The 23,832-nt window shown below is 68.8% G+C and carries 26 protein-coding genes; 14 read left to right on the top strand and 12 right to left on the bottom strand.

Features of this window, described 5'->3' with window-relative positions; translation table 11 throughout:
* Positions 1-3 precede the first annotated feature (3 nt).
* Positions 4-2,250, bottom strand: coding sequence for a HelD family protein (locus E0H45_RS10250; protein ID WP_131336427.1), 2,247 nt, complete (start codon positions 2,248-2,250; stop codon positions 4-6).
* Positions 2,251-2,364: 114 nt separating this feature from the next.
* Here E0H45_RS10250 and E0H45_RS10245 point away from each other — a divergent pair, with 114 nt between their 5' ends.
* From E0H45_RS10245 to E0H45_RS10230, 4 genes are all read left to right on the top strand, one after another.
* The gene (locus E0H45_RS10245) at positions 2,365-3,492 is read left to right on the top strand and encodes a M4 family metallopeptidase (RefSeq protein WP_131336425.1); all 1,128 of its coding nucleotides are present in this window, start codon (positions 2,365-2,367) and stop codon (positions 3,490-3,492) included.
* Positions 3,489-3,875, top strand: coding sequence for a hypothetical protein (locus tag E0H45_RS10240; RefSeq protein ID WP_131336423.1), 387 nt, complete (start codon positions 3,489-3,491; stop codon positions 3,873-3,875). The genes E0H45_RS10245 and E0H45_RS10240 overlap by 4 nt, the downstream gene beginning before the upstream one ends.
* A gap of 45 nt (positions 3,876-3,920) precedes the next feature.
* The gene (locus tag E0H45_RS10235) at positions 3,921-4,445 is read left to right on the top strand and encodes an NADPH-dependent FMN reductase (protein WP_131336421.1); all 525 of its coding nucleotides are present in this window, start codon (positions 3,921-3,923) and stop codon (positions 4,443-4,445) included.
* 116 nt (positions 4,446-4,561) lie between these two features.
* Positions 4,562-5,581, top strand: coding sequence for an LLM class flavin-dependent oxidoreductase (locus tag E0H45_RS10230; RefSeq protein WP_238154888.1), 1,020 nt, complete (start codon positions 4,562-4,564; stop codon positions 5,579-5,581).
* A gap of 55 nt (positions 5,582-5,636) precedes the next feature.
* Here the strand turns inward: E0H45_RS10230 and E0H45_RS10225 are convergent, their stop codons facing one another.
* On the bottom strand, positions 5,637-6,170 hold the full coding sequence (locus tag E0H45_RS10225; protein ID WP_131336419.1) for an Lrp/AsnC family transcriptional regulator: 534 nt from the start codon (positions 6,168-6,170) through the stop codon (positions 5,637-5,639).
* A gap of 137 nt (positions 6,171-6,307) precedes the next feature.
* On the opposite strand from E0H45_RS10225, the gene E0H45_RS10220 reads away from it, so the two are divergent.
* The 4 genes from E0H45_RS10220 to E0H45_RS10205 all read left to right on the top strand — a co-directional run bounded on the left by E0H45_RS10220 (position 6,308) and on the right by E0H45_RS10205 (position 9,185).
* On the top strand, positions 6,308-7,462 hold the full coding sequence (locus E0H45_RS10220; RefSeq protein WP_131336417.1) for a trans-sulfuration enzyme family protein: 1,155 nt from the start codon (positions 6,308-6,310) through the stop codon (positions 7,460-7,462).
* A gap of 181 nt (positions 7,463-7,643) precedes the next feature.
* A complete protein-coding gene (locus E0H45_RS10215; protein WP_131336416.1) occupies positions 7,644-8,000 on the top strand; it encodes a helix-turn-helix domain-containing protein in 357 nt (118 codons plus the stop codon).
* A gap of 43 nt (positions 8,001-8,043) precedes the next feature.
* Positions 8,044-8,796, top strand: coding sequence for a phosphotransferase family protein (locus E0H45_RS10210; protein WP_131336414.1), 753 nt, complete (start codon positions 8,044-8,046; stop codon positions 8,794-8,796).
* On the top strand, positions 8,793-9,185 hold the full coding sequence (locus E0H45_RS10205; RefSeq protein WP_131336412.1) for a GNAT family N-acetyltransferase: 393 nt from the start codon (positions 8,793-8,795) through the stop codon (positions 9,183-9,185). The genes E0H45_RS10210 and E0H45_RS10205 overlap by 4 nt, the downstream gene beginning before the upstream one ends.
* On the opposite strand, the gene E0H45_RS10200 is transcribed toward E0H45_RS10205, so the two are convergent.
* Complete coding sequence (locus tag E0H45_RS10200) at positions 9,172-10,047, bottom strand: hypothetical protein (RefSeq protein ID WP_165546400.1); 876 nt, start codon at positions 10,045-10,047, stop codon at positions 9,172-9,174. The genes E0H45_RS10205 and E0H45_RS10200 overlap by 14 nt on opposite strands.
* A 104-nt stretch (positions 10,048-10,151) precedes the next feature.
* Between E0H45_RS10200 and E0H45_RS10195 the strand changes: the two genes are divergently transcribed.
* Positions 10,152-11,354 carry an MFS transporter gene (locus E0H45_RS10195; protein ID WP_202872244.1) on the top strand — a complete coding sequence of 401 codons (1,203 nt, stop codon included), beginning with the start codon at positions 10,152-10,154 and terminating at the stop codon, positions 11,352-11,354.
* Positions 11,355-11,389: 35 nt separating this feature from the next.
* A complete protein-coding gene (locus E0H45_RS10190) occupies positions 11,390-12,310 on the top strand; it encodes a DMT family transporter (RefSeq protein ID WP_131336410.1) in 921 nt (306 codons plus the stop codon).
* On the opposite strand, the gene E0H45_RS10185 is transcribed toward E0H45_RS10190, so the two are convergent.
* Positions 12,232-12,924, bottom strand: coding sequence for a TetR/AcrR family transcriptional regulator (locus E0H45_RS10185; protein WP_131336408.1), 693 nt, complete (start codon positions 12,922-12,924; stop codon positions 12,232-12,234). The two genes, E0H45_RS10190 and E0H45_RS10185, sit on opposite strands and share 79 nt — an antisense overlap.
* 47 nt (positions 12,925-12,971) lie before the next feature.
* Here E0H45_RS10185 and E0H45_RS10180 point away from each other — a divergent pair, with 47 nt between their 5' ends.
* Positions 12,972-13,883, top strand: coding sequence for an SDR family oxidoreductase (locus E0H45_RS10180; protein ID WP_131336406.1), 912 nt, complete (start codon positions 12,972-12,974; stop codon positions 13,881-13,883).
* On the opposite strand, the gene E0H45_RS10175 is transcribed toward E0H45_RS10180, so the two are convergent.
* Together E0H45_RS10175 and E0H45_RS10170 are read right to left on the bottom strand one after the other, a co-directional pair.
* On the bottom strand, positions 13,880-14,575 hold the full coding sequence (locus tag E0H45_RS10175; RefSeq protein WP_238154987.1) for an MBL fold metallo-hydrolase: 696 nt from the start codon (positions 14,573-14,575) through the stop codon (positions 13,880-13,882). The two genes, E0H45_RS10180 and E0H45_RS10175, sit on opposite strands and share 4 nt — an antisense overlap.
* A 311-nt stretch (positions 14,576-14,886) precedes the next feature.
* Entirely contained in the window at positions 14,887-15,483 is a 597-nt protein-coding gene (locus E0H45_RS10170) for a LysE/ArgO family amino acid transporter (RefSeq protein ID WP_131336404.1), read from the bottom strand.
* A gap of 73 nt (positions 15,484-15,556) precedes the next feature.
* Between E0H45_RS10170 and E0H45_RS10165 the strand changes: the two genes are divergently transcribed.
* Positions 15,557-16,444, top strand: a complete 888-nt coding sequence (locus E0H45_RS10165; RefSeq protein WP_131336402.1) for a LysR family transcriptional regulator ArgP — start codon at positions 15,557-15,559, stop codon at positions 16,442-16,444.
* On the opposite strand, the gene E0H45_RS10160 is transcribed toward E0H45_RS10165, so the two are convergent.
* Positions 16,395-17,600: an FAD-dependent monooxygenase gene (locus tag E0H45_RS10160; protein WP_131336400.1), complete on the bottom strand. Its 1,206-nt coding sequence runs from the start codon at positions 17,598-17,600 to the stop codon at positions 16,395-16,397. The two genes, E0H45_RS10165 and E0H45_RS10160, sit on opposite strands and share 50 nt — an antisense overlap.
* Before the next feature lie 98 nt (positions 17,601-17,698).
* Between E0H45_RS10160 and E0H45_RS10155 the strand changes: the two genes are divergently transcribed.
* Positions 17,699-18,295 carry a TetR/AcrR family transcriptional regulator gene (locus E0H45_RS10155; protein WP_131336398.1) on the top strand — a complete coding sequence of 199 codons (597 nt, stop codon included), beginning with the start codon at positions 17,699-17,701 and terminating at the stop codon, positions 18,293-18,295.
* On the opposite strand, the gene E0H45_RS10150 is transcribed toward E0H45_RS10155, so the two are convergent.
* The gene (locus E0H45_RS10150; RefSeq protein WP_131336396.1) at positions 18,279-19,118 is read right to left on the bottom strand and encodes an SCO6745 family protein; all 840 of its coding nucleotides are present in this window, start codon (positions 19,116-19,118) and stop codon (positions 18,279-18,281) included. The two genes, E0H45_RS10155 and E0H45_RS10150, sit on opposite strands and share 17 nt — an antisense overlap.
* Complete coding sequence (locus E0H45_RS10145) at positions 19,115-19,621, bottom strand: GNAT family N-acetyltransferase (protein WP_131336394.1); 507 nt, start codon at positions 19,619-19,621, stop codon at positions 19,115-19,117. The genes E0H45_RS10150 and E0H45_RS10145 overlap by 4 nt, the downstream gene beginning before the upstream one ends.
* Before the next feature lie 66 nt (positions 19,622-19,687).
* On the opposite strand from E0H45_RS10145, the gene E0H45_RS10140 reads away from it, so the two are divergent.
* A complete protein-coding gene (locus E0H45_RS10140) occupies positions 19,688-20,791 on the top strand; it encodes a calcium:cation antiporter (RefSeq protein WP_131336392.1) in 1,104 nt (367 codons plus the stop codon).
* Here the strand turns inward: E0H45_RS10140 and E0H45_RS10135 are convergent.
* From E0H45_RS10135 to E0H45_RS10125, 3 genes are all read right to left on the bottom strand, one after another.
* Positions 20,757-22,199, bottom strand: coding sequence for an ankyrin repeat domain-containing protein (locus E0H45_RS10135; protein ID WP_131336390.1), 1,443 nt, complete (start codon positions 22,197-22,199; stop codon positions 20,757-20,759). The two genes, E0H45_RS10140 and E0H45_RS10135, sit on opposite strands and share 35 nt — an antisense overlap.
* Positions 22,200-22,344: 145 nt before the next feature.
* On the bottom strand, positions 22,345-22,704 hold the full coding sequence (locus tag E0H45_RS10130; protein WP_131336388.1) for a YybH family protein: 360 nt from the start codon (positions 22,702-22,704) through the stop codon (positions 22,345-22,347).
* Positions 22,701-23,738: an amidohydrolase family protein gene (locus E0H45_RS10125; protein WP_131336386.1), complete on the bottom strand. Its 1,038-nt coding sequence runs from the start codon at positions 23,736-23,738 to the stop codon at positions 22,701-22,703. The genes E0H45_RS10130 and E0H45_RS10125 overlap by 4 nt, the downstream gene beginning before the upstream one ends.
* Positions 23,739-23,832: the final 94 nt, after the last annotated feature.

The following is a 23,832-nucleotide window of genomic DNA, read 5'->3' as shown; positions in this document are numbered from 1 at the left end:
GCGTCAGCGGTCGGTGTTCCAGGCGGCCGAACTCTCGAGTACGTCGGGTAGTTCGCCGACCACTCCTAGGCGTTGGGTGCAGCGGGTCAGGGAGACGTAGAGGTCGCGGAGGCCGCGGGGAGACTCGATGACGATGCCGTCCGGGTCGACCACCAGGACAGAGTCGAACTCGAGGCCCTTGGCTTCGCGGGCGGTCAGGACCGTGACGCCGGACAGTCCGTCGACGGCCTCCTGGATCAGCTCGAGCCGGCTGCGGGACGTGATCACACCGACCTCGCCGTACGCCGTCTCCTCGGCCGCCATCTTGTAGACGTACAGGGCCTGTTCAGCCGCCGGTACGTCGACGTGCCACGGTTTCACGCCCGTGGAGCGGACCGATTGCGGCGCCCGTGCCGACGGGTCGACCTCGCGCAGTACGGCGTGCGCGAGCTTCATGACCTCGGCCGGCGTGCGGTAGTTCAACGTCAGCTCCGCCAGCCGCCAACGATCGCCGAACGTCTCATCGAGCGCGGACGACCACGACGTACCGCCGCCGATCGAACTCGTCTGCGCCACGTCACCGACCACCGTCATCGACCGCAGTGGGCACCGCCGCGCGATCGCCCGCCACGCCATCGGCGACAGCTCCTGCGCCTCGTCGACGATCACGTGACCGTACGTCCAGCGCCGGTCCGCGCCCGCGCGATCGGCGAGCGTCCGGTCGTCGTCCGCCTCGTACCGCTCGGCGAACGCCTCGGCATCGAGAATGTCCTTGGCAGTAAGGATTTCCGCCTCGTCGTCCTCGTCGAAGTCGGTCGAACCAGAACCGGCGAGCACATCCAGAGCCCCTTGTGCATAAGCGATTGCGCGTGCCCGCGCGGCCCGCTCACGTGCGGCCTCGGACCCGTCGTCACCGAGCAGTTCCGCCGCCTCGTCCAGCAGCGGTACGTCGGACTGACTCCAGTCGTCGCCGTACCGCAGCAGGTGTTCGCGATCCAGCGCGGACAACTGCGGCGCCGCGGACGCGAGCCGGTCCTCGTCGCCGTACAGATCCTCCAGCAGCCGCTGTGGACTGAGCATCGGCCAGAGCTGTTCGAGCAGCGCCTGTACGGCGGGCTCCGCGAGCACCTCGCTGCGCAGTTCGGCGAGGTCGTACTCGTCGAGCAACTGCTCCCCGTCGAGCGGGTCGGTGCCGATCAGTTCGGCGTACTGATTGGTGAGGTGGTCCGTGAACTCGTTGAGGACGAACGGACGCGCCTGGTTGTGGGTGAGGTTGCGGTTGCGGACTCGTGCGTGGACTGTCTCGCACACGGAAGGGTCGAGGGTGAGCTCGGTGCGTTCGACGGTCACGTGGACCGGGCGTTCGGGAACCCACTGCCGGTCGGTGACCCCCTTCGCGATCGCGTCGGCCATCACCGTCCGGCCCTTCACCTCGGCGCTCTCCGGAGACTCCGGGCGGGTCGCGTTCACGCCCGGGAACAACTCGGCGATCGTGACGAGCCGGACGCCTTCCTCACCGAGTGACGGCAGCACCTGGCCGATGAACCGCAGGAACGCCGCATTCGGCCCGACAACGAGAATTCCGCGCTTTTCCAGTTGTTCACGATGCGTGTACAACAGAAATGCTGCCCGGTGCAGTGCGATTGCCGTCTTTCCGGTGCCCGGGCCACCTTGGACAACCAGGATTCCGGGCAGTTCGGAGCGGATGATCCGGTCCTGATCGGCCTGGATCGTCTGCACGATCGACTCCATCCGGCCGGTCCGGCGGGCCTCCAGCGCCTTCATCAGCACGGCCTCGCCGATCACGCCGGTGCCCGGCTTGGATGCGTCGGCGGCCTCCCGTCCGAGATCGAGCTGCTCGTCCTGGACGTCGACCACGCGCCGTAGCCGGGTCTGGATGTGCCGGCGGCGGACGACGTCGTGGTTGGCCACCGCGGTCGCGATGTAGAACGGCCGCGCCGCCGGTGCACGCCAGTCCACCAGCAGGGGTTCGTAGTCTTCGTCGTGCAGACCGATCCGGCCGAGGTGCAGGATCTCGCCGTCGGCGGCGTCCAGGCGGCCGAAGTACAGGCCCTCCTCGGCGGCGTTCAGCCGGGCCTGCCGGAGCTTGAGGTCACGGATCCGGCCGTCGCGCTGGTGCAGCGCCTGGGCGTTGCGGGTGTGGACCAGCTGCTCGTCGTCGGCGCGTGCGTCGGTGCGCTCCCGCTCGGCGTCCAGCGCCGCGTAGAACGTGATCAGGTTGGCCTGTTCGGTATCGACTGGATTCGGCAATTCCTGTCCCTTGTGTTAAAATCCGTGCCGTTGGTTCAAGCCGCATTTGTGGAATTCTCCCGGCGGCAGCCACAAATCCTTGAGTTTATCCGGTGCCCGGGTTTTCCTGTAGTGGTGTTCCACGCCATCGTCCCGCCGTACCTGCTCGAGCAGCTCGAGCGATCCGCGGGTGACCCCAGCGTTCGTGCCCGGATCAGGCAGTCCCTGCAGCACGACGCCGTACTGCGAACGCGGCCCGCGGCCGGTCGTGAGCGCGTGGCCGCAGCGGCGGGCGGCCGGCAGCGCAAGGTGTACGACGCGGAGAACGGGACCGACCTGCCGGGCACTCTGGTTCGTTCCGAGGGCGACGACCCGGTTACGGATCAGACGACGAACCAGGCGTACGACGGCACCGGCGCGACGTGGACGATGTACAAGGAGTGTTACGGGCGCGACTCGATCGACGGCGCCGGCCTGGTGCTCACGTCGACGGTCCACTACGACCGCGGCTACGCGAACGCGTTCTGGGACGGCGCGCAGATGGTGTTCGGCGACGGGGACGGCGAGATCTTCGGGAACTTCACGGCGTCGATCGATGTCACCGGCCACGAGCTGACCCACGGCGTCACGCAGTACACCGCGAATCTCGCGTACGAGGGCCAGTCGGGCGCGCTGAACGAGAGCATCTCGGATGTCTTCGGGTCGCTCGCGAAGCAGCACGCCCTCGGTCAGAGTGCCGCGGACGCCGACTGGCTGATCGGGGCGGGACTGTTCCAGCCCGGTGTGCAGGGCATCGCGCTGCGGTCGATGAAGGCGCCCGGGACGGCGTACGACGATCCGCGGCTTGGGAAGGACCCGCAGCCGGCCGACATGTCCGGGTACGTCGACACTGCCGACGACAACGGCGGCGTACACATCAACTCGGGCATCCCGAACCGTGCGTTCTACCTGGTCGCGGCGGAGCTCGGCGGGAACGCGTACGACGACGCCGGCCAGATCTGGTACTCGACGCTGACGTCGGGGAACGTCTCGTCGTCGGCCAGCTTCAAGGACTTCGCCGCCGTGACCCAGGCCGTGGCGCGCGATCTCTTCGGCGACGAGTCACCGCAACTCGCCGCGGTCACGAACGCCTGGCAGACCGTCGGCGTCCTGGGGGACCAGACTCCACTCATGAACGCTGCCCAGACCAACCTCGAAACCACCACCCCACCCGCCGCACCACCTGACCAGCAGCCGTCCGACCAGCAGTCGGCTGTCGAGTGAAGACGAAGCCCTGGCTCTGGCCGGCCAACGCGGTCGGGATGCTGGTGATCGTGGTCGCGGCGATCCTGCAGCCGGTGACGATGCTGTCGATGCCCTGCGACGAGCCGACCTGTGATCCGCACGGCTATGTGGCGATCTTCAGTGTCTTCCCGACGGCGTTCGTGGTGATTGTCGCGCTGGTCGCGCTCGGCTTGCTGAACGGTCGCAGGCGGTCCGGGTTCGGTGTGGCGATCGGTGCGGCCGCCTTGTGCGCCGGAATGCTGGTGCTGTTCGGCGAGATCCTGATCGCGGCGGTGCGGTGGCCGCTCGGGGTCGTGACGTTGGTGGTCGCGGGACTGGCGATCGCGGGGTTGCGGTCCGCACCGGTACCGGCCCGTAGATGAGACGGTTTGACCTCAAGTCTTATTGAGGTATTAGCGTCACTCGTCGTGACAGTTCATCCGCTGCGGCTCGTCGTGCTGACGCGCAACCTCGACGCCGGGCGGTTCGGGACGGCGGTCACGCGGTGGTTCGCGCGGGAGGTCGAGCGCGCGGACGAGTTCAAGCTGGACCTGATCGACCTGAGTGTGGTGCCGCTCACCGAGTTGCCGGGGCGGATCGAGGACGCCGACGCCGTGATGATCGTCACGGCGGAGTACAACCACGCGTACCCGGGCGACGTGAAGACCGCGATCGACGCCGTACGCCGGCCTTGGTACGCGAAACCGGTCGGCTTCGTGGTGTACGGCGGACGCTCGGGCGGGCTTCGCGCGGCCGAGCAACTCCGGCTCGTCTTCGGCGAACTGCACGCGGTGACGATCCGCGACAGCCTCGGCTTCCGCGAAGAGGACTTCACCGAGGGCGAACCGGCCGATCCCACCACGACCGCAGCCGCCGCTGCACTGCTCCGCCAACTCGCGTGGTGGGCACGCTCTCTCCGCGACGCCCGCGCCAACCAGCCGTACCCGGGCTAGCGGACCGCCCCGCAGGCAGAACCCCTGTTTGGGCCCCCGAAACCTCCCGAATTCGGCAGTTCTGCCTGCATGGCCGTCCGGAATAGCCCGCCGCTGGCGATGGTTGGCTTGTAAACGTGACCGCCGAACCGATGCCCCTGTCCGTGCTCGATCTCTCGCCGGTGCCGACAGGTACGCGGCCGTCGGAGGCGCTGCACGAGACGCTGGAACTGGCCCGCACCGCCGAGGCGGCCGGGTATCACCGGTTCTGGCTGGCGGAGCATCACAACATCCCGAGCGTGGTGAGCACCAGCCCCGAGGTGATGATCGCGGCGGTGGCGGCCGCGACGTCGACGATCCGGGTCGGATCCGGCGGAATCATGCTGCCGAACCATTCCCCGCTCAAGGTCGCCGAGACGTTCCGGGTCCTCGGCGGGCTGTACCCGGACCGCATCGACCTCGGCCTCGGGCGGGCACCGGGCACGGACCAGCGCACGGCGCTCGCGTTGCGCCGCAGCCGCGAGGCGCTCGGGGCGGACGACTTCACCGAGCAGTACGCCGAACTCCGCGCGTACGCCGAAGGGTTCCCGGCAGGGCATCCGTTCGCGCCGATCAGCGCGCAACCGGACGACGTACCGCTGCCGCCGGTGTGGATCCTCGGGTCCAGCACGTACGGCGGTCAGGCTGCCGCCGCCCTCGGGACGGGGTTCGCGTACGCCGGCCACTTCGGGACGCTCGATCCGGCCGGCGTGATCTCGGAGTACAAGGCGAACTACCAGCGCCTCGAGCACGACGGCGGGCCGCACGCGATCCTGGCGCTGGCCGCGATCGTCGCCGAGACCGAGGAACGGGCCGCACAACTTGCCCGAGCCAACGCGCTCTCCACCCTCCGCCTCCGCTCCGGCCGCCCCGGCCCGCTCCCGTCCCCCGAGGAAGCGGCCGAGTACCCGTGGACCGAGGCCGAAGAGGCGGCCATCGAGGACTGGACCGGCCTGGTCACTGTCGGTACGCCGGACCAGGTCGCCGACGAGCTCCGCCGCAAGGCCATCGCGGCCGGCGCCGACGAGCTGATCATCACCACGAACATCCACAACCCCGCGGAACGCCGCCGCTCGTTCGAGCTCCTCGCCGAGGCCTGGGGCCTGAAGCCGCGCTGATCCTGCGGCACTCACCAACCCCCGCGAACGACCGGTTCCCTGGGTCGCTCGAGCGTCAGCTTGCCGGCGTTCGTGACTTTGGTGAGTGGTGCGCGTCCGGGGTCCCGCGGACGTGTTCGAAGATGAGGCTCGTTTCCGCGTGGCTGACCGCTGGATCGGCGGTCAGGTGGTCGAGCACGAACTCCCGCAGCGCGTCCGGCGTCGCCGCAGAGACGTGCAGCAGGTAGTCGTTCGCGCCGCTGACGTGGAACAGCGACAGGACCCCGGGGAGCCGGGGGACCTTCGTGCGGAAGCGGTCGATCTCGTCGCGGGAGTGCGCGCCGATGCGGATCGCGATCAGCGCCTGCAGCGGCTGACCCAGCGCGGCCAGGTCCACGTCGGCGTGGAAGCCGCGGATCACCCCGCGCTCGCGGAGTGACCGGACACGGGTCAGACACGTCGACGGCGCGATGCCGGCTGCCTCGGCGAGCGCGTTGTTCGGCATCCGGCCGTCCGCGGTCAGCAGTCCGACCAGCGTCCGGTCCACTTCGTCGACCCCTTCAGGCACCGGCCGCGGAGCCGGTCCCGGGCTCCGACGATCCTTCGGCATACCTCCACTGTAGAGCTCATCCACAGAATCCACAGCGTGTGGATGACCCTGTGGACGAATTTTCTTCGGAACTATTGCGTGAACCTCGCAGAAGATTCCACAGTCTCCTCACTTGTCCACAGGTGGAGGAGGCAGTGATGACCCAACTCGACACCCGGTCCGTCCACGCCGGCCGCGACGACCTGGCCGCCCTCGGCGTCCACGTCCCCCCGATCGATCTGTCCACCACCTATCCGCTCCCCGACGTCCACACCGGCGGAGCGTCGTACGACGCACTCGCGGAGGGCCGCGGCCCCGACGGCGGGAGCCTCGTTTACCAGCGCCTGTGGAACCCGACCGTCGCGCGCTTCGAGAACGCGCTCGCTGAGCTCGAGCACACCGACGGCGCGGTCGCCTTCGGGTCCGGCATGGCCGCGCTCACCGCGTGCCTGCTCGCCACTGTCGCCGCGGGCCGTCCACACGTGGTCGCCGTACGCCCCCTGTACGGCGGCACCGACCACCTGTTGTCCACAGGCCTCCTGGGGACAACTGTCACCTACGCCGAGCCGAGCGAGGTCGCCGGAGCGATCCGCCCGGACACCGGCCTGGTGATCGTCGAGACCCCGGCGAACCCGACCGTCGACCTGGTCGACATCGCGTACGTCGCGACCGCGGCCGGCGACGTACCGGTCCTGGTGGACAACACCTTCGCGACGCCGGTCCTGCAGCAGCCGGCTCGGCACGGGGCGAGCCTGGTGTTGCACTCGGCAACCAAGTACCTCGGCGGTCATGGCGACGTGATGGGTGGCGTCGTCGCGGCCGGCGTGGAGTGGGTCGGCCGGCTTCGGCAGATCCGCGCTGTGACAGGTGGCCTGCTGCACCCGTTGGCGGCGTACGAACTGCACCGGGGACTGCAGACGCTGCCTGTTCGAGTACGGGCGCAGCAGGCGACCGCCATCAAGGTCGCGGACTGGCTGTCCGCGCAGCCGACCGTCGAGCGGGTCCACTACCCGGGCCTGACCGATCCGGCCGGGCTGATCGGACGGCAGCAGGCGGGGCCGGGCGCGGTCCTCGCGTTCACGCTCAGCGGCGGCTACGAAGCGGCGTCCCGGGTGGCGAGCCGCCTGAAGCTCATCACCCACGCCGTCTCACTAGGCGGCGTAGACACCCTCATCCAGCACCCCGCCGCCCTGACCCACCGCCTGGTCGCGTCGGAGGCCAAACCAACCGACGCCCTACTCCGCCTGAGCCTCGGCCTAGAAGACCCCGAAGACCTCACCGCCGACCTAGCCCAAGCCCTCACCCTCGCCTGAATCGGTCTTTGAGCACGCACCAACCAAATCTCGGCCGCGAAAATGGTTGGTGCGGGCTCAAAGTGGGTTTCTGCTGCGGGCAGAACGGTGTGGGGAATCTGCTCAGGGCAGATTCGGGGCGGTGGACCTTCCTGGGGTGGCACACTCGGTACAGGAGATCCGGAGGCGAGGAGGGCCAGACGTGTTGCTACGCCAGGTGATCGGAAGCGTTTTCCGCCGGCTGCGGCGCGAGCGGGGAATCACCCTGCGTGAGCTCGCCGAGCTGGCCCAAGTATCGGTGCCGTACCTGTCCGAGATCGAGCGCGGCCGCAAGGAGCCGTCCTCGGAGATCCTCGCCGCGATCTGCCGGGCGTTGGACTTGGAGTTGTCCGACCTGCTCGCCGAGGTGCAGTTCGATCTGACCACCGCGGTCCGGTCCACGCTGCCGATCCGTCTCCAGACCGCCGCGATCCGCGTCGAGGACCCCGCGTCCCGCCGGATTCCGTCCGGCCCGCGCGCCTACTCCGGCCCGACCACGGCGTACACGCTCGTCGCCTAGAAAATCAGTCACGCCGGACGGCCGATGTACCTAGCCTGACCTGGTGCCGAACCATGTCAAGCGCCGCGCGCCCGCCGCACCGGGGTCGATCCCGGCTGTCCTGAAGATGTTCGAGTCCGAGGTCCGGTTCTACCGCGAGATCGCGCCGATCGTCGGCGTCCGCGTGCCGGACTGCTACCAGGCGGAGTCCGATGCCTCCGGAACGCTGCTCGTCCTGGAAGACCTGTCCGACTGGACGCCGGGCGCCGAGCCTGACGCCGGTGCGCGGGCCCTACGCGAACTCCACGACCGCTGGCGCGGCCGAGCGCACGACGAGTGGGCATGGCTGCGAGCGCCCGGTGCAGGCGACGAACTGGTGGCCGAGCTCTACGACCGCACGTGGCCGGCGTTGGCGCGGCGGTCCGATCTGTCCGCGCCGGTGCGTGCGTACGGCGAGCGACTGGTCGGGAGAGTGCTGCAGGCCGAGGCAGACGTAGCGCGGGCGGGGGAGCTGACGTTGGCTCACGGCGACGCATCCGCACAGAACATGCGGACCGGGCCCGACGGGCATGTGGCGTTGCTCGACTGGGAGGACGTGTCGGCGGCGCCCGGCGTACTGGATCTCGCGTGGTTCCTGGTGTCGTCCGTTGAACCGTCACGGTGGCCGGAAGCGTTGACGGCGTACGGTGCGGTTGACGGGCTCGACGTGGTGCTGCCGTCGGTGATGGTGCAGGGGTATCTGAGCATGTCGGATCTGCCCGACGGCGAGGGTGGAGAGTGGAACGCTCGCCTCGAAGCTGCGGTGGTGATGCTGTGAGGTACGTCGTACGTTTTCCGGTCGATGATCCGGAGTTGTCCGCGTTGCATGCTGCCGCGTTCGAGGGTGAACCGGACGTGCAGCCGTGGGCGGAGCGGCTGGAGCGGTGGGCGCTGACCTGGGTAGGGGCCTTCAGCAACGATCAGCTGATCGGGTTCGTGCAGGTGTGCTGGGACGGCGGTGCCCACGCGTTCGTGCTGGACACCGCCGTACACCCGGATCACGGGCGACAGGGGATCGGCAAGCAGCTCGTGCTGACCGCGGCCGAGGAGGCTCGCAAGGCCGGGTGTGAATGGCTGCATGTCGACTACGAGCCGCACCTCAAAGCCTTTTACGAAGATGCGTGCGGCTTCCGCCTGACGGACGCGGGCCTGCTCAAGCTCCGATGACGGTCAGGCGTTCGGTCGAGATGCAGGACGTCAGGCAGCGTTCCTTTGCGTCGCCGAGCAGGTCGGCCGTCCACGTGGTGAAGCCGCCGTCGCCCAGCCCTTCGCCGGCGCGGTCGATGCCGAGCCCGGTGCCGGCGTAGTAGCTCGCGCTCTTGGTCCGCTCGGCGTCCTCGGTGAACGCGACACCGAGCGCCGGACGGACCGTGTCCTCGATCCGGTCGCGCACTGCCGACTCCGTGAAGGCGGTGAACGTGAGCTCGGCCTTGTCGCCGAGTACGGCGTGCCAGAAGCTCAGGTGGTCGATCAGCAACTCGGCCTCGGTCCGGCACGACCCGGTGTCCCGCGCGCTCGACACCAGCACGAACAGCTCGAAGTGCGCGGACATCCCCGGACCGTCGAACGGCTGGGCGCGCACCACCCGCTGACAGGCCGCCAGGTGTACGCGGTCCTGCCCGGCGCGACGTCGTACGGCGGCCTCGATCGCCAGCTCGTTGGTCGGATCGCTGGCGACCTCGGTACCGCGGATCGTGCTGACCACTTGGTGCTGGTTGATCGTCGCGATCGCCGACGATGTGCCCAGCGGCGTGACCGGAGACAGCTGCACGCCGTCGAACTTCTCCGGGAGCAACCCCCACAACCGTTGCTGCGTCTGCACCAGCTCTCGCGGGTCGATGGTCGACGGTTGCACGAACCGGTCCTGCCGCCAGCGCTGCAAGAGCCGCGCCGGCGTCACCTTGGCCGCGCGCTGACGCGTCACGTCCAGCAGGACGGACTGCAACTCGGACTGGCTCAACCGGTCCACGAGGGCGTCCCGGCTGCCGTCAGGCAGCTTGGCCCAGAATCGTTCGCTGACGTCTCCCATCGCTCTACTCTGACCGATATTTCCCCTGATCCGCGCCTGATTTATGCCGTATCGTCGTCGCTATGACACTTCCGCGCCCGCACCCCTGACCCGCTGACCGAGGGTTGTCGGTCCGCATCGTCGCCTTCGAGGCGTTGCAGGACTTCATCCCGCTCTACCCGCTGTACCAGCTGTTCTTCGACGACCACGGGCTGTCGGCTGCCCAGATCTCGACGTTGTTCGTCATCTGGTCGGCGACCGGGTTCGTCCTCGAGGTGCCGTCCGGCGCCTGGGCGGACTCGTACTCGCGGCGCAAGCTGCTGATCCTCGGCGCGCTGCTTAGCGGTCTCGGGTACGCCGCCTGGATCACGCTCCCGTCGTACGCCGGATTCGCCCTGGGCTTCGTGCTCTGGGGTACGTCGTCGGCGCTGATCTCCGGGACCTACGAGGCGTTCGTGTACGACGAACTCGCCGCGCGGGACCGTACGGAGCACTACCCGACGCTGCTCGGTCGCGCGCGATCCGCGTCGTTCGTGATGAACCTGGCCGCGACCGCGCTGGCGATGCCGCTGTTCAACCTCGGCGGTTACACGTTGGCCGGTGTGGTCAGCGTGCTGAGCTGTGTGGCGCAGGCGGGCGTTGCGTGGTCGTTGCCCGAGGCGCGCCCAGTGGAGGCCGCCCGGGAGTCGGACGAGCGGGGGACGCGGGCGGCGTTCGGCAACTATCTGCACATGCTGAGATCCGGCGTGACGGAGGTGCTGACGAGTCGGCTGGTCCGGCGGGCCGTTGCACTGGTCGCGCTGCTCGGCGGCTTCCTCGCGTTCGATGAGTACTTCCCGTTGCTCGCCCGGGAGACCGGCGCGGCGACGAGCGTGATCCCGTTGCTGATCGCGGGAACGGTGGCGGCGCAGGCGATCGGCAGTGCGCTCGCGGGGCGGGCGTACACGTTGCCTGCAGCACTCTTCGCGACGGCACTCGCGGCGACCGCGGTACTGATCGCGACCGGATCGCTGAGCCGGTCGGCGTGGGGGTTCCTGCCGATCGCGCTCGGGTACGGGCTCATGCAGCTGGTGATCGTGGTATCCGAGTCGCGCCTGCAGGACGCGATCACCGGCCCGGCGCGGGCGACCGTGACGTCGGTGTCCGGGTTGTTCGCGGAGGTCTCCGCGATCGCGGTGTACGGCGGGTTCGCGCTCGGATCGGTGTGGTTCACGATGTCGATCCTTGTGGCGGCGTTGACGATCCCGGTGCTGCTGACGGCGTTCGTCGTACCGTTCGCGCTGCCGTCACCGCGCAGTTCGGTGAGCGCCGAAGCGTCCGATACCTAGCCTCACATCATGAGCTTCGAGGACGTTGTACAAGCATGAGGAAACAGGGTGTGCTCGCCGCCGGCGCGGCCGCGGTGACGGTGGTGTTGTGGGCGTCGGCGTTCGTCGCGATCCGCCACGTCGGCCAGGAGATGTCAGCCGGCGCGCTGTCGCTCGGGCGGCTGCTGGTCGGCAGTGTGCTGCTGGGGATCTTCGTGTTCACCCGGCCGCGGCGATGGCCGGCTCGTGAAGACTGGAAACTCCTACTGGTGTGCGGGTTGCTCTGGTTCGGCGCATACAACGTCGCCCTGAACGCGGCGGAGCGGCACCTGGATGCAGGAACGACGGCGATGCTCGTGAACATCGGGCCGCTGCTGATCGCGTTGCTGGCTGGGGTGTTGCTGAAGGAGGGCTTTCCGCGGCAGTTGGTGATCGGGAGCGCGGTTGCGTTCGGCGGGGTCGTGTTGATCGGGCTGTCGTCTGCGGATGGTGACGCCGAGGCGTGGGGAGTTGTGCTCTGCCTGGCGGCCGCAGCGGCGTACGCGATCGGAGTCGTGTCGCAGAAGCCGCTGCTCGCACGACTGCCCGCGCTGGAGGTGACCTGGTTGTCGTGCGTGATCGGAGCCGTTGCCTGCCTGCCGTTCGGGCCCGCGCTGGTCCGGGAGGTGCGGCCTTCGACGATCTGGTGGGTGGTGTTCCTCGGCGCGTTCCCGACGGCGATCGCCTTTACCACTTGGGCCTACGCGTTGGCTCGGACGACAGCGGGACGGATGGGCGCCACGACGTACCTCGTCCCACCGATCACGATCTTCCTCGGCTGGCTGCTGCTCGGCGAGAGTCCGGCGCCGCTCGCCTACGCCGGTGGTCTGCTGTGCCTGCTCGGGGTTGCGGTCTCGCGTTACCGGCGGCGGACCGTCGCCGCGATACCCGCGGTCAAGGTGGACAGTCCGGACTCGAAGCCGCTGTCGAAGTCGTAGGCGAGGCCGTCCGCGCCGAGGTCGTTGACGATCCGGCTCAGGGTCGGGGCCTTGTGCGCGGGCAGCGCGCGGACCCGGGTGAGCAGGTCGGGGGCGAGCTCGAACGTCTCCGCGCGCACCGACGCCTCGCCGAGGCTGAAGCCGTGGATGAAGTCGATCAGGGTGTTCGCCGCCTCGAAGATCTCGCGCGGTGCGAGGCCGGCCCGGTCGAGGGCCCGGTAGAACGGCTCCATCGTCACCACGACGACGTCCGACACCGCGGACGCGTCCGACAGCACCTGGAGCGCAAGGTTCGGGTGCTGTCGGAGACCGTCGCGGTAGGCGCGGGCGGCCTGCTTGAGCTGCTCGTCCCACGGAACGGCGTCGCCCGGATCCGGGAGTTCCAGGCCGGCGAACACGAGCTCCGCGAGACCGGCGAGGACGGCGGCCTTGTTCGGCAGGTGGTGGTACAGCGACATCGGGTTGACCTTCAGCGTGGCCGCCAGCCGTCGCATGGTCAGCGCGTCGATGCCCTCGTCGTCGACGATCCCGAGCGCGGCGGTCAGGATCGCGTCCCGGCTCAGCCGCTCCTCCCCGGCGCGGGGCCGCCCGGAGCGCTTGCCGCCATTAACCATACGACGTATGGTACATAATCGTACAACGTATGGATAAGGAGGGCGGCATGAAGCCGTTGGCGGGGAAGGTGGCGCTGGTCACCGGGGCGACCCGGGCAGCCGGACGAGGAATCGCGGTCGAGCTCGGCGCGGCCGGCGCGACCGTGTACGTGACCGGTCGGAGCACGCGGGACCGGCGGTCCGAGATGAATCGGCCGGAGACAATCGAGGAGACCGCGGAACTGGTCGAGAAGGCCGGCGGCCACGGCATCGCCGTACCTGTGGATCATCTGGATCCGGTCCAGGTCCGTGAACTCGTCGAGCGGATCGAGCGCGAGCAGGGCGCGCTGCACATCCTGGTGAACGACATCTGGGGTCAGCACAGTGAGCCTGAGTGGGACAAGACCGTCTGGGAGAGCGATCTCGACAGCGGTCTCCGGTTGCTGCAGCTGGGCGTGAACACGCACGTGATCACCAGCCACTACGCGTTGCCGTTGCTGATCAAGTCACCCGGCGGCCTGGTGATCGAGATGACCGACGGCACCAGCGAGTTCAACGCCGACAACTACCGCGTCTCGTTCTTCTACGACGTCGCGAAGGGTGCGGTCGGTCGGGTCGCGTTCGCGCTGGCGCACGAGTTGGACAAGTACGAAGCAACCGCCGTACTGCTCACGCCCGGCTGGCTGCGGTCCGAGGCGATGCTCGAAGGGTTCGGCGTCCGCGAGGACAACTGGCGGGACGCGACCGAACGGATCCCGCACTTCGCGATCTCTGAAAGCCCGTCGTACGTCGGCCGCGCCGTGGCGGCCCTCGCGGCGGACCCCGACGTACGACGCTGGAACGGCAAGTCCACGTCGAGCGGCGAACTGGCCCAGGTCTACAACTTCACCGACCTGGACGGCTCCCGCCCCGACGCCTGGCGCTACATCGTCGAGGTCGAGCACGCGGGCAAGCCCGCCGACACCACCGGCTACCGCTAAAGCCGGTACGGCGGGCACACTCCGTTCCCACCCGACGGGACAGCTACGGGCGAGGCGTCGGCCGACAAGGGTGCGTGTGGGTGGGCGGCGGCGATGGGGACGCCTGTTGCGGCTGCCAGCGCGAGGAGGTTGCGGCGTGAGGTGATGGCGACCGCCGGGTCCCGCTCGTACACGTACGTCAGCTCCGGCCACCGCGCCTGCGCCGGATGCACCAGCACATCACCACCGAGGATCGCCCGCTCCGTCACCACCGACTGATGCCCAGGCGTGTGTCCCGGCGTAGGCACCAACCGCATCCCGCGCAGCGCGACCTCCCCGTCGACCACCCGCAGCTGCCCGGCATCCTCGATCGGCCGAATCCGGTGCGAGTACGTCGACCCGCCGCGCACATGCTCGAGCTCATCCCGCTGTACGACGTATTCCGCCTGCGGAAACGCCGGCTGCATCCCGTCGGACACCCACCCCACGTGATCCAGATGCACATGCGTCAACACGACCGCATCCACGTCCGCCGCCTCCACCCCCACCTGCCCCATCAACTGAGGCAACCGCCCCGCAACCCCCAACCACTCGGCCGCCTCCCCACCAGCCGGCCCAACCCCCGCATCCACCAACACCACACCCGACTCAGACACCACCAAATAGCTGTGAAAATGCAGCAGCCACCCATCCCCACGAACATTCCCCGGCATCACCCGCCGAGTCCACTCCGCCTCGACATCCCCCCACCCAGGCAACGCGTCGGCCAGCCCCTCCGGAAACACCGCCACCGCATCACACAGAACCGTCACGTCCACACCGGAACTCATCACAGACCCACCCAACTGGTCAGCAATCTGACCTGGTCGGTGAAGGCGAGATGGGGCTTGGTGTAGGCGGTCATCGGGGTCCCCCAGGAAAAAGAAAACCAGCCCGTGCCTCGAGGCAGAGGGGCTGGCCGTGTTGCAAACAAGCGTACACCGGGCGAAAGTCGACGATCCGCAGAAATCTGGGGCTGTGGATATCAGGAGAGGAGCATCCAGGTGGCGAGGGTGGTCATGAGGAGGGCTATGGATGAGTCCAGGAGTTGCCAGGCGCGGGGGCGGGCGAAGAGGGTGGAGAGCTTGCGGGAGAAGAAGCCCAGGGAGAAGAACCAGGTGAAGCTGGCGGTGACGGCTCCTAGGCCGTAGAGCCAGCGGCCGTCGGTGCCTCGTTGGTTTGCGAGCGAGCCGAGGAGTACGACGGTGTCGAGGTAGACGTGTGGGTTGAGGTAGGTGAAGCCCAGGCAGGCGAGTACGACGCTGCGTAGGGCGGCCGGCCCGTGGTCGGCGGCCGTCATCGCGCCGGGGTTGAAGGCTCGTTTCGCGGCGAGGAACGCGTACGCGTAAAGGAAGGCGGCGCCGCCGAACTTGGCGATGTCGAGGGCCAGTTGGCTGCGGGTGAGGAGTGCGCCGAGGCCGAGGATGCCGCCGGCGATCAGGAGCGCGTCGGAGAGCGCGCAGGTCAGGACCACCGGGAGAACGTGCTCGCGGCGGAGACCCTGGCGGAGGACGAACACGTTCTGGGCGCCGATCGCCACGATCAGCGACAAAGCCGTGGCGAAGCCGGCGAGGAGGGGCATGTCTTCGACGGTAGGCAGTCGATCGGCTTCAAACCAGCTAAAGATTCTGATGCACCATTAGGATTGCTTCATCATGCAGTTCGACTCCGTGCAGCTCGAGACATTCGTGGCCGTCCTCGACGAAGGCAGCTTCGATGCCGCTGCCCGGCGGCTGCGTGTGACGCCGTCCGCGGTCAGTCAACGGATCAAGGCGTTGGAGAGCAGGCTCGGTCAGGTCGTGGTGATGCGCGGCAAGCCGGCGCGGGCGACCGCGGCGGGTGCGGCCCTGCTCCGGCTCGCCCGCCAGGTCTCGCTGCTCGAACTGGAGGCGATCGCCGCCGTCCGCGGCACGGTCGACGCGCAGCGGATCCCGATCGCGGTGAACGCGGATTCGCTCAACAACTGGTTCCTGCCCGCGATGCTCGACCTGTCCCGGACCCACCACGCAAGGTTCTTGGTTCACCAGGAGGACGAGGAGCACTCGGCGCAGTACCTCCGCAACGGCACGGTCCTGGCCGCGGTGACCGCGGACCCGCGACCGGTCCAGGGCTGCCGCGTCGTACGGCTCGGAAAGATGCGGTACCTGCCGCTCGCCACCCCGGAGTACGCCGAACGCTGGCTGGTCGGCAAGCCGCTGCCGGAAGCGCTCGCCGAGGCGCCGATGGTCGTGTTCAACGAGAAGGACGTCCTGCAGCACCGGCTGGTCCGCAAGGTGACCCGGCGGAAACTGGATCCGCCGTCGCACGCGATCCCGGCGTCCGCGCCGTTCCACGAAGCGGTCCGGATCGGGCTCGGCTGGGGGATGATCGAGGACCAGGTGGCCGGACCCGAGCTGGCCGCCGGCCGCCTGGTGGAAGTTGCTCCAGGCAAGTACATCGACGTACCGCTGTACTGGCAGCACTGGAAGCTCGAGTCCGGTGTCCTCGACGCGCTCACGGCCGCGGTACTTCGTGCTGCTGAGGCAGGCCTTCGTACGTCGTGAGCTCGATCGCGTTCCCGACCTTCAGCGACATCTCCCGGATCACGTTCCGCCACGGCAGGTACGGCATCAGCCGGTACGTCAGGTTGCGCACCTTCAGGAACCACTTGCTCGCCGGGATGAACCACCGCGCCCCGTCGACCGCCTGCTGCTGACAGGCCTCGACGAAGCCCTTCATCCGTACGTCGTACGCCGCGAACGCCCGCACGTGATCGCCGCCGGCCGCGTGCAGTTCACCGGCAAGCACGTACGCACCGACGATCGCGAGACTCGTACCCATCCCGGACAGCGGCGAGGCGCAGTACCCGGCATCGCCGACCAGGGCGACCCGTCCCCGCGAGTAGCTGTCGAGCTTGATCTGGCTGATCGAGTCGAAGTAGAAGTCCGGCGCGGTCCGCAAACCGTCGAGCAGTTTCGGCACCTCCCACCCGAGGCCGGCGAACTGCTCTTCGACGATCGCCTTCTGGGCGGTGGCGTCGCGCCGGTCGTAGGTCAGGTCCGGGGAGGCGAAGTAGAACAGGGCCTTCGCCTCGGTGTTGCTGCGTGCGCTGTAGGTCCCGACGGTCTTGCCCGGCACGTTGAAGATCTGCCCGGTGTGGTCGAGGCCGAGGTGGTTCTCGACCGTGCACACCGACGCGTAGTAGCCGAGGTCGTGGATGTACGACGATTCCGCGCCGAACGCCAGCCGCCGAACGTTCGAGTGCAGCCCGTCGGCGCCGATCACGAGATCGAACCGTCGCGTCGTACCGCTGTCGAACACCACTTCGACGCCCGACTCGTCCTGGGTCACTGCGGCGATCGAGTCGTCGAAGATGTACTCCGTCGTGCCGGCGGTCAGCTCGTACAGGATGTCGACGAGGTCGCCGCGGAGGATCTCGAGCTCACCGCTGAACGCCGCGGGTGACGTCTTCGCCGTGACCTTCCCGGTCTCCTTCACGTACGTCATCGCGCCCATCCGGGTGGCGCGCTCCTCGACCGCGGACAGGATGCCCATCCGCTCGAGCACGGTCATCGACGCACCGCGGAAGTCGACCGCGTACCCACCGGGCCGCGGCGCCGGCGCCCGCTCGACCACCGTCGGGCGGTACCCGTACCGCTGCAGCCAGTACGCCAGCGCCGGACCCGCCACGCTCGCACCGGAAATCAGAACCGTCGTCATCGGAACCCCTCCAGAAGTTGTTGGTGCGACGACTGTACGACGGTCTTAGACAAATGTGCAAGACGATCGTATGAGACGGCTGTGTTAGAGTCTCGGACATGGGAAACCGCGAAGCGCTGGTCGAGGGCGCGAAGGCGTGTCTGCTGGAGAAGGGCTACAGCCGTACGACGGCGCGGGACATCGCGACCGCGGCCGGGGTCAGCCTGGCGGCCATCGGGTACCACTTCGGCTCGAAGGAAACGCTCCTCAACGAAGCCCTCCGCGAACTCCTGATCAACGAATGGGCCACCGAGGTCGCGGGCGGCGATGCAGACCCGGCGCGTGCGGCCGCGCGGGCGCCGGGCGAGCAGTTCGTCGCGACCTGGGGACGGATCGTCGACGGGCTGGCGAATCCTCGGTTGCGGGCGTTGTGGACGGCGCAGTTCGAGGTGCTCAGCCTCGGCGCGCGCATGCCCGAGCTGGTGTCGGACCTCTCGAAGATGCAGGGCGAGGCCCGCGAAGGCCTGGCGCACATGTTCGGCGGAGTCGCCCCCGACGCCGACCCGCAGGAGGTCCAGGCGATCGGGTCACTCCTGCAGGCGATGCTCCTCGGCGTCGTCGCGCAGCGCATGTTCGACCCGGACAGCGCACCCACCGGCGCAGAGCTGGCGAAATCGCTCCGCGCGCTGGCCGACCGGGTCAGTCCCAGCGCATAGCCATCGGGTTGTCGGACGGGATCAGCCCGTCGGACATCAGTACGGCGCTCAGTGGACGGACGAGATCGTGCAACTCGACGGTCAGCTCGTCACCCAACGCTCGCCAACCCTGTTCCGCCAATGAGTCCGTGGTGTCCTCCACCTGCTGCCGCACCGCGCGCCCGCTCTCGGTGAGCCCTCCATCGGCGTCCAGCAGTCCACGACTGCGCAGGTCCTCCTCGGCGGCCGACCATTCCTCATCGCTCCACCGCCGGTTGAGCTGGAAGACCTCCTTCGACGGTCCGCCCGCCGCGGAGAGCGTCACCAGCGCCTGGCACGGGCTGAGGCCGGCGGCGACGAGCGCTGCGACATGCCCGTCACCCCGCGATTCCCGCAGGATCGTGGTCGCCTGCCAGAGCACCAGGTGCGGCTCGTCCGGCCACTCCAGCGCAGCGTTGGCCGCCGCAATCGGCCGCCCCGCGACCGGTGCGATCTCCGCCGCACGCCGCCCGAGCTCAGCCGCCCGCCCGAAATCAGAGTCCGGGAACAGCCGGCGTACGGCGTTGTCCACAGCGGTCAGACGCGCCTCGAGGAGTTGGGCCGGGGTGGCGTAGCTCCACGCGTCTGGCAATGATCGCGCGACCATCGCCGGGTGGAAGTTGTAGAACCCGGCGGCCACGATCTCCGGACCGACCGGGCCGAGAGGCGCGGCGCGGCAGCCGAAGTAGCTCATCCACCCGCCCTTCAGTCCGAGCGCGTCAGTCGCCTTCCGCGTCTCGGGAGAGAAGTACGTGATCGCGTGGTACGGCTCGAGGGCCTTCCACATTCGGCGCGCGCGACTCATGGGAGCGGGCGGTACATCACATGCAGGCCGACGTACCCGAGTTTGGGGTGGTCGAAGGCCTCCGGGACGGTGCCGGCGATGCGGAAGCCGAGGGACTGCCAGAGGTGTACGGCGGGTTCGTTGGTCTCGACGACTGCGTTGAACTGGATCGAGCGGAACCCGGAGCGGCCGGCCCACGCGATCATGTCCTCGCACAGCAGCCGACCGACGCCCTTGCCGCGCGCATTCCCGTCGACCATGAAGCTGGCGCTGGCCACGTGGGCGCCGGGACCGGGGCGGTTCGGGTACATGTTCGCGCTGCCGAGAACGGTGCCGTCGGCATCGACCGCGACGGTGGTCCGGGCGAGCGGCGAGCTGGACGGTGACATCCACAGCCCGCGGGCCTGTTCCTCGGTGAGCTCCGGGTCGTACGTGTACGTCTCCCGCGCGGTGACGATCTCCCGGAAGAACGGCCAGATGGCCGGCCAGTCGTCTGCGGTCGCGTTCCTGATTTCGACAGTCATCTTGCGAGAAGCATCACCCACGGGTTCGCCGGTTGCCAAGGGGGATTCCCGATAGGCTGTTTGAGGATGACAAACTCCGTGATCCAAGGGCTGCCGCGCTGGACGTTGGCCGTGCCGCCGCTCGCCTTCGTCGTCCTGCTCGGCACCTGGCACCGCGACCTCGGTGCGGTACTGCTGATCCTGGTCTGTCTCGGTCTCGGTGCCGCGGTGATCGCCGCCGTGCATCACGCGGAGGTCGTCGCGCACCGCGTCGGGGAACCGTTCGGCACGCTGATCCTCGCGCTCGCCGTGACGATCATCGAGGTCGCGCTGATCGTCACGCTGATGGCGTCCGGTGGCGAGAAGGCCGCGTCGCTGGCCCGCGACACCGTGTTCGCCGCGGTGATGATCACCTGCAACGGGATCCTCGGGCTGGCGCTCGTCGTCGGCTCGCTGCGGCATCGCGTGCAGGGGTTCCGGGTGCAGGCGTCGTACTCCGCGCTCTCGGTGACGACCGCGCTGGTCACGCTGAGCTTGGTGCTGCCGACGTTCACGACGAGCGCGGAGGGACCGCGGTTCAGCTCGGCGCAGCTGGCGTTCGCGGGTGTCACGTCGCTGGTGCTGTACGGCGTGTTCGTGTTCATCCAGACGATCCGGCACCGGGACTACTTCCTGCCGGTCGCTCCGGACGGTGACGTCGACGAGGACGAGGACCACCACGCGGCCGCACCGAGCGGGAAGACCGCGCTGCTGAGCCTCGGACTGCTGTTCGTCTGCCTGATCTCGGTGGTCGGGCTCGCGAAGACCGTGTCGCCGAAGCTCGAGTCCGCGGTGGAGTCGGCCGGCGCGCCGCTGGCTGTCGTCGGTGTCGTGATCGCGCTGCTCGTGCTGCTGCCGGAGACGGTTGCCGCAGTACGCGCGGCACTGCGGAACCGTCTCCAGACCAGCGTCAATCTGGCGCTCGGCTCAGCGCTCGCCAGCATCGGTCTGACCATCCCAGCGATCGCGATCGCCTCGATCTGGCTGGACGGACCGCTCATCCTCGGGCTGGGCGGCAAGGAGCTGGTGCTGTTCGCGCTGACCGTCGTGACCGGCATGTTCACCCTCTCGACGGGCCGGGCGACGTTGCTGCAGGGCGCCGTTCACCTCGCGGTGTTCAGTGCGTTCCTGTTCCTTGCGGTAAGCCCTTGAGGTAGTCGATCACTGCCTGCTGGTGATTGTGCTCGGCCCAGCCCAGCGCGTTCCCGTTGTAGTTGGGGTCGCGTAGGTTCGGGTCGGCGCCCAGTTCGATCAGCTTCTTGACCGTCTCCAGATGACCATTGAGCGCGGCGCGGTGGATCGGCGCCGCACCGCCCGAGATCCGGCTCAGGTCGTACCCGAGACGCTGCAACGGTTCCATCGCCACCGCCCGCCCGACCTCGGCCGCGCGAACGGGAAGGTGCGGGGTGCGGGCGATCGCGCGTGCGGCCAGGTCGGCGTCGATGTCCGGTGTCTCACCACGCATCGCCGCGGCGTACACCTCGTGGATCTCGTCCAACGGCGCGGCGCCGCGAGCGCGGAGCAGTTCCGCGATCTCGGCGTGGCCTTGTACGGCGGCCAGTTCGTACGGGCGATTGCCGCCGAACACCGGGTGCCTGGTTCCGACGCCCTCCGGATCGGTGCCTTGGGCAAGTACCAGTTCGGCCCTGTGTAGCAGGCCGGCCGAGGACGCGAAGACCAGTTCGTCCTCGAGCAGTTGCTGCGGGGTCGGGTGTGCTGTCGTCATCCGTTCGTGCCACGGGCCGCCGTCGCCGCGGCCCAATCCGTACTCCAGCAGGAGCTCCAGGTGCACGTCGTCGTACGGCGGGGGACAGCCGGGACCGCAGTTGTACATCGTCTGGCTGTCGTTCGGGTCGGCGCCGGCGTCGAGGAGGAGCCGGGCCAGCTCGACGCGCTGCGCGTGCGGTGGCTGATCGCCTTCGCCGCGGCCGAAGACGCCGGTGAGCGCGGTGAACGGTGACGGCATGCCCTGCCAGAGGTAACCCGCGTTCGGGTCGGCGCCGTTTTCGATCAGGAGACGGGCGATCTCGACCTGGTTCGGCGCGTCGAGGCGGTTGTACGTGAGGTAGAGGAGCGGTTCCCAGCGGTACGGTCCGCCTTCGGTGCGCGCCTGCGCGAGGTTCGCCCGTACGCCGTTCAGGTCGCCGGCCACCACCTGGGTGTGGATGTTGCTCTGGGCAATCTCCGGGTAACGCTCCAGGAGGTCTCGCGCTGACTGTTGGCGGGCTGGATCGTCTTGTCCGTAGTGCAAGGTCGCGAGGCGGAGGAACTCGTCGGCCCGTTGCTCGGGAGTGTCGAGCGGGCCACCGACGGGTTGCCGGTGGGGTGAGCGGCTGTAGCGGTCCACGAGCTCGAGGTGCCGCACGATCCGCGGCCAGCTGGGGAATCCGTAGCTGCGCGCGATCACCAGCTGCGCGTCCGCCAGTGTCTCCACGGGATGGAACTCGGCGGCCAGTGCGAGGGCTGCGCCCTCACCGGCACGGACCCCTTTGAGCAGGGTCTTGGCCTGACCGCGCAGGTGATCGAGGTGCGGGTCGTTCGGAAGATTCCGGGTCGGCATCGCCGACCTCCTCTCTACGAGCCTGCTGTCCGCATCGTCAGGCGAGAAAGGAGGTGAACTGGTGCCACACCACAGCGATCGTCCAGGTGGGCTGAGCCCTTCCCGCGGACCGGTGGCACCCTGAGCGCCTGTCCACGACCCTAGCTCAGCGCGGCTTTTCCATCCACCACTCGGTGAACTCGTAGGCGCGGTCCTTGTCCAGCCGGATCACCCAGAGGTTGCTGAACTCGCCCGGCGGATTGGTCAGGTACGTCGTCCAGCCGCGGACGAACGCGACGCCGTCGCCGAACCCGAGCACCTCGTACTCGAACGTCGTCTCGCCGGGCGCGTCGGCGATCTCGAGCCAGACCGCCACGATCGCGTCCCGGCCGGTCACCGGGTCCTCGTCCGGCCTCCGGTACCAGACGGCGTCCTCGGTCCAGAGCGCGGCGATGTCCTTGGGATCGTTGCTCTCCCACGCCTTCCGGTACCTTTCGACCCAGCGGTCGAGATCCTTCTCCTTCACGAGATCCGCCGCTGGTTGAGGACGACCGCAGCTGGTGTCGCGAGTACGCCGGGATGCTCGCGCGGATCCGCGTCGTACGTGACGAGGTTGCCGGCGCCGCTCAGACCGAGGAAGTCCTGCGCGCCGGTCGAGGCCGCGGTGATCGCCTGCTCCACGGTCAGCCCGTGCCGGACGAGCTGGTCGATCTCGGCGGCGACGGTGCCGACCGCGTCGGATCCGGTCAGCACGCGGACGCCGTACCGCTCGGCGAGCGGGAGGACCGACGCGAGGTACGCCGATCGCTCCTCGCGCTTCGCCTTGCGCTCCGGGGTCTCGTCCGGGCTCGGGCTGACGGAGGCGCAGAGCGTCGGCGTCCACGCACCACCCCGCGCGCCGAGCGCCTGCAGGTCCTGCTCGGTGAGCGCCGTACCGTGCTCGACCGAATCGATGCCGACCCGGATCAGCTCGCTGACGTGGTCGGTGTTGACGTGCGCCGCGACGCGAACGTTGCGTGAGTGGGCCAGCTCGACCATCGCCTCGACGACCTCGATGTCGTACGAAGGCGCGACCTTGCTGCCGCGGATCGGGCCGTCCGGGCCGACCTCGGGGAAGTCGCCGACCAGTTTCAGCCAGGTCGCGCCGTCGGCGATCTCGGCCTCGACCGCGGTGAGCAGGTCCTCCGGGGCGACCGGCTCGTACGCGTCGGTGAAGTACCGGCCGTTCGGGGCGAGGAATCGGCCGGCCGCGAGGACCAGCGGGCGGTCGGGGTCCGCGGTCCGGGCGAGTTCGAGGGTGACCTCGCGGTTGCCGCCGACGTCTCGGACCGCGCTCACCCCGGCGTCGGCGAGCTCCCCGAGTCGCTCGGCGGCGAAGTCCGCGCCGCGCAGGACCGGTCCGTTCGGGCCGCCCGCCAGCGTCAGGTGACAATGCGAGTCGACCAGGCCCGGTACGGCGTACCGCCCGGGCAGTCGCTCGCCGGACGGGTCCTGGCCGAACGTCAGGCGGGCGGTGTCGCCCGAGGGAAGAACGGTTCCGTCGAAGACCCAGGTCGTCATGGTCGCCATTCTCACCCAGACGAGATCCAGATCACGTGACACCTGACTTGAACATGTTCAAAAGAGCGGCGTACGGTCAGGACCGATAGAGTTG

The organism is Kribbella soli (assembly GCF_004331345.1).
GTDB classification, from domain to species: Bacteria; Actinomycetota; Actinomycetes; order Propionibacteriales; family Kribbellaceae; genus Kribbella; species Kribbella soli.
The sequence above is the reverse complement of the archived record's forward strand: the minus strand, read 5'-3'. Positions and strand labels throughout refer to the sequence as shown.

Bases quoted from the DNA above. Each gene is read 5' to 3' on its own strand.
- E0H45_RS10225 (WP_131336419.1), bottom strand. From the start codon at position 6,170: ATGCCGAAGGATCGTCGGAGCCCGGGACCGGCTCCGCGGCCGGTGCCT.
- E0H45_RS10220 (WP_131336417.1), top strand. From the start codon at position 6,308: ATGACCCAACTCGACACCCGGTCCGTCCACGCCGGCCGCGACGACCTG.
- E0H45_RS10200 (WP_165546400.1), bottom strand. From the start codon at position 10,047: ATGGGAGACGTCAGCGAACGATTCTGGGCCAAGCTGCCTGACGGCAGC.
- E0H45_RS10190 (WP_131336410.1), top strand. From the start codon at position 11,390: ATGAGGAAACAGGGTGTGCTCGCCGCCGGCGCGGCCGCGGTGACGGTG.
- E0H45_RS10185 (WP_131336408.1), bottom strand. From the start codon at position 12,924: ATGGTTAATGGCGGCAAGCGCTCCGGGCGGCCCCGCGCCGGGGAGGAG.
- E0H45_RS10180 (WP_131336406.1), top strand. From the start codon at position 12,972: ATGAAGCCGTTGGCGGGGAAGGTGGCGCTGGTCACCGGGGCGACCCGG.
- E0H45_RS10175 (WP_238154987.1), bottom strand. From the start codon at position 14,575: ATGCCGGGGAATGTTCGTGGGGATGGGTGGCTGCTGCATTTTCACAGC.
- E0H45_RS10170 (WP_131336404.1), bottom strand. From the start codon at position 15,483: ATGCCCCTCCTCGCCGGCTTCGCCACGGCTTTGTCGCTGATCGTGGCG.
- E0H45_RS10165 (WP_131336402.1), top strand. From the start codon at position 15,557: ATGCAGTTCGACTCCGTGCAGCTCGAGACATTCGTGGCCGTCCTCGAC.
- E0H45_RS10160 (WP_131336400.1), bottom strand. From the start codon at position 17,600: ATGACGACGGTTCTGATTTCCGGTGCGAGCGTGGCGGGTCCGGCGCTG.
- E0H45_RS10155 (WP_131336398.1), top strand. From the start codon at position 17,699: ATGGGAAACCGCGAAGCGCTGGTCGAGGGCGCGAAGGCGTGTCTGCTG.
- E0H45_RS10150 (WP_131336396.1), bottom strand. From the start codon at position 19,118: ATGAGTCGCGCGCGCCGAATGTGGAAGGCCCTCGAGCCGTACCACGCG.
- E0H45_RS10145 (WP_131336394.1), bottom strand. From the start codon at position 19,621: ATGACTGTCGAAATCAGGAACGCGACCGCAGACGACTGGCCGGCCATC.
- E0H45_RS10140 (WP_131336392.1), top strand. From the start codon at position 19,688: ATGACAAACTCCGTGATCCAAGGGCTGCCGCGCTGGACGTTGGCCGTG.
- E0H45_RS10135 (WP_131336390.1), bottom strand. From the start codon at position 22,199: ATGCCGACCCGGAATCTTCCGAACGACCCGCACCTCGATCACCTGCGC.
- E0H45_RS10125 (WP_131336386.1), bottom strand. From the start codon at position 23,738: ATGACGACCTGGGTCTTCGACGGAACCGTTCTTCCCTCGGGCGACACC.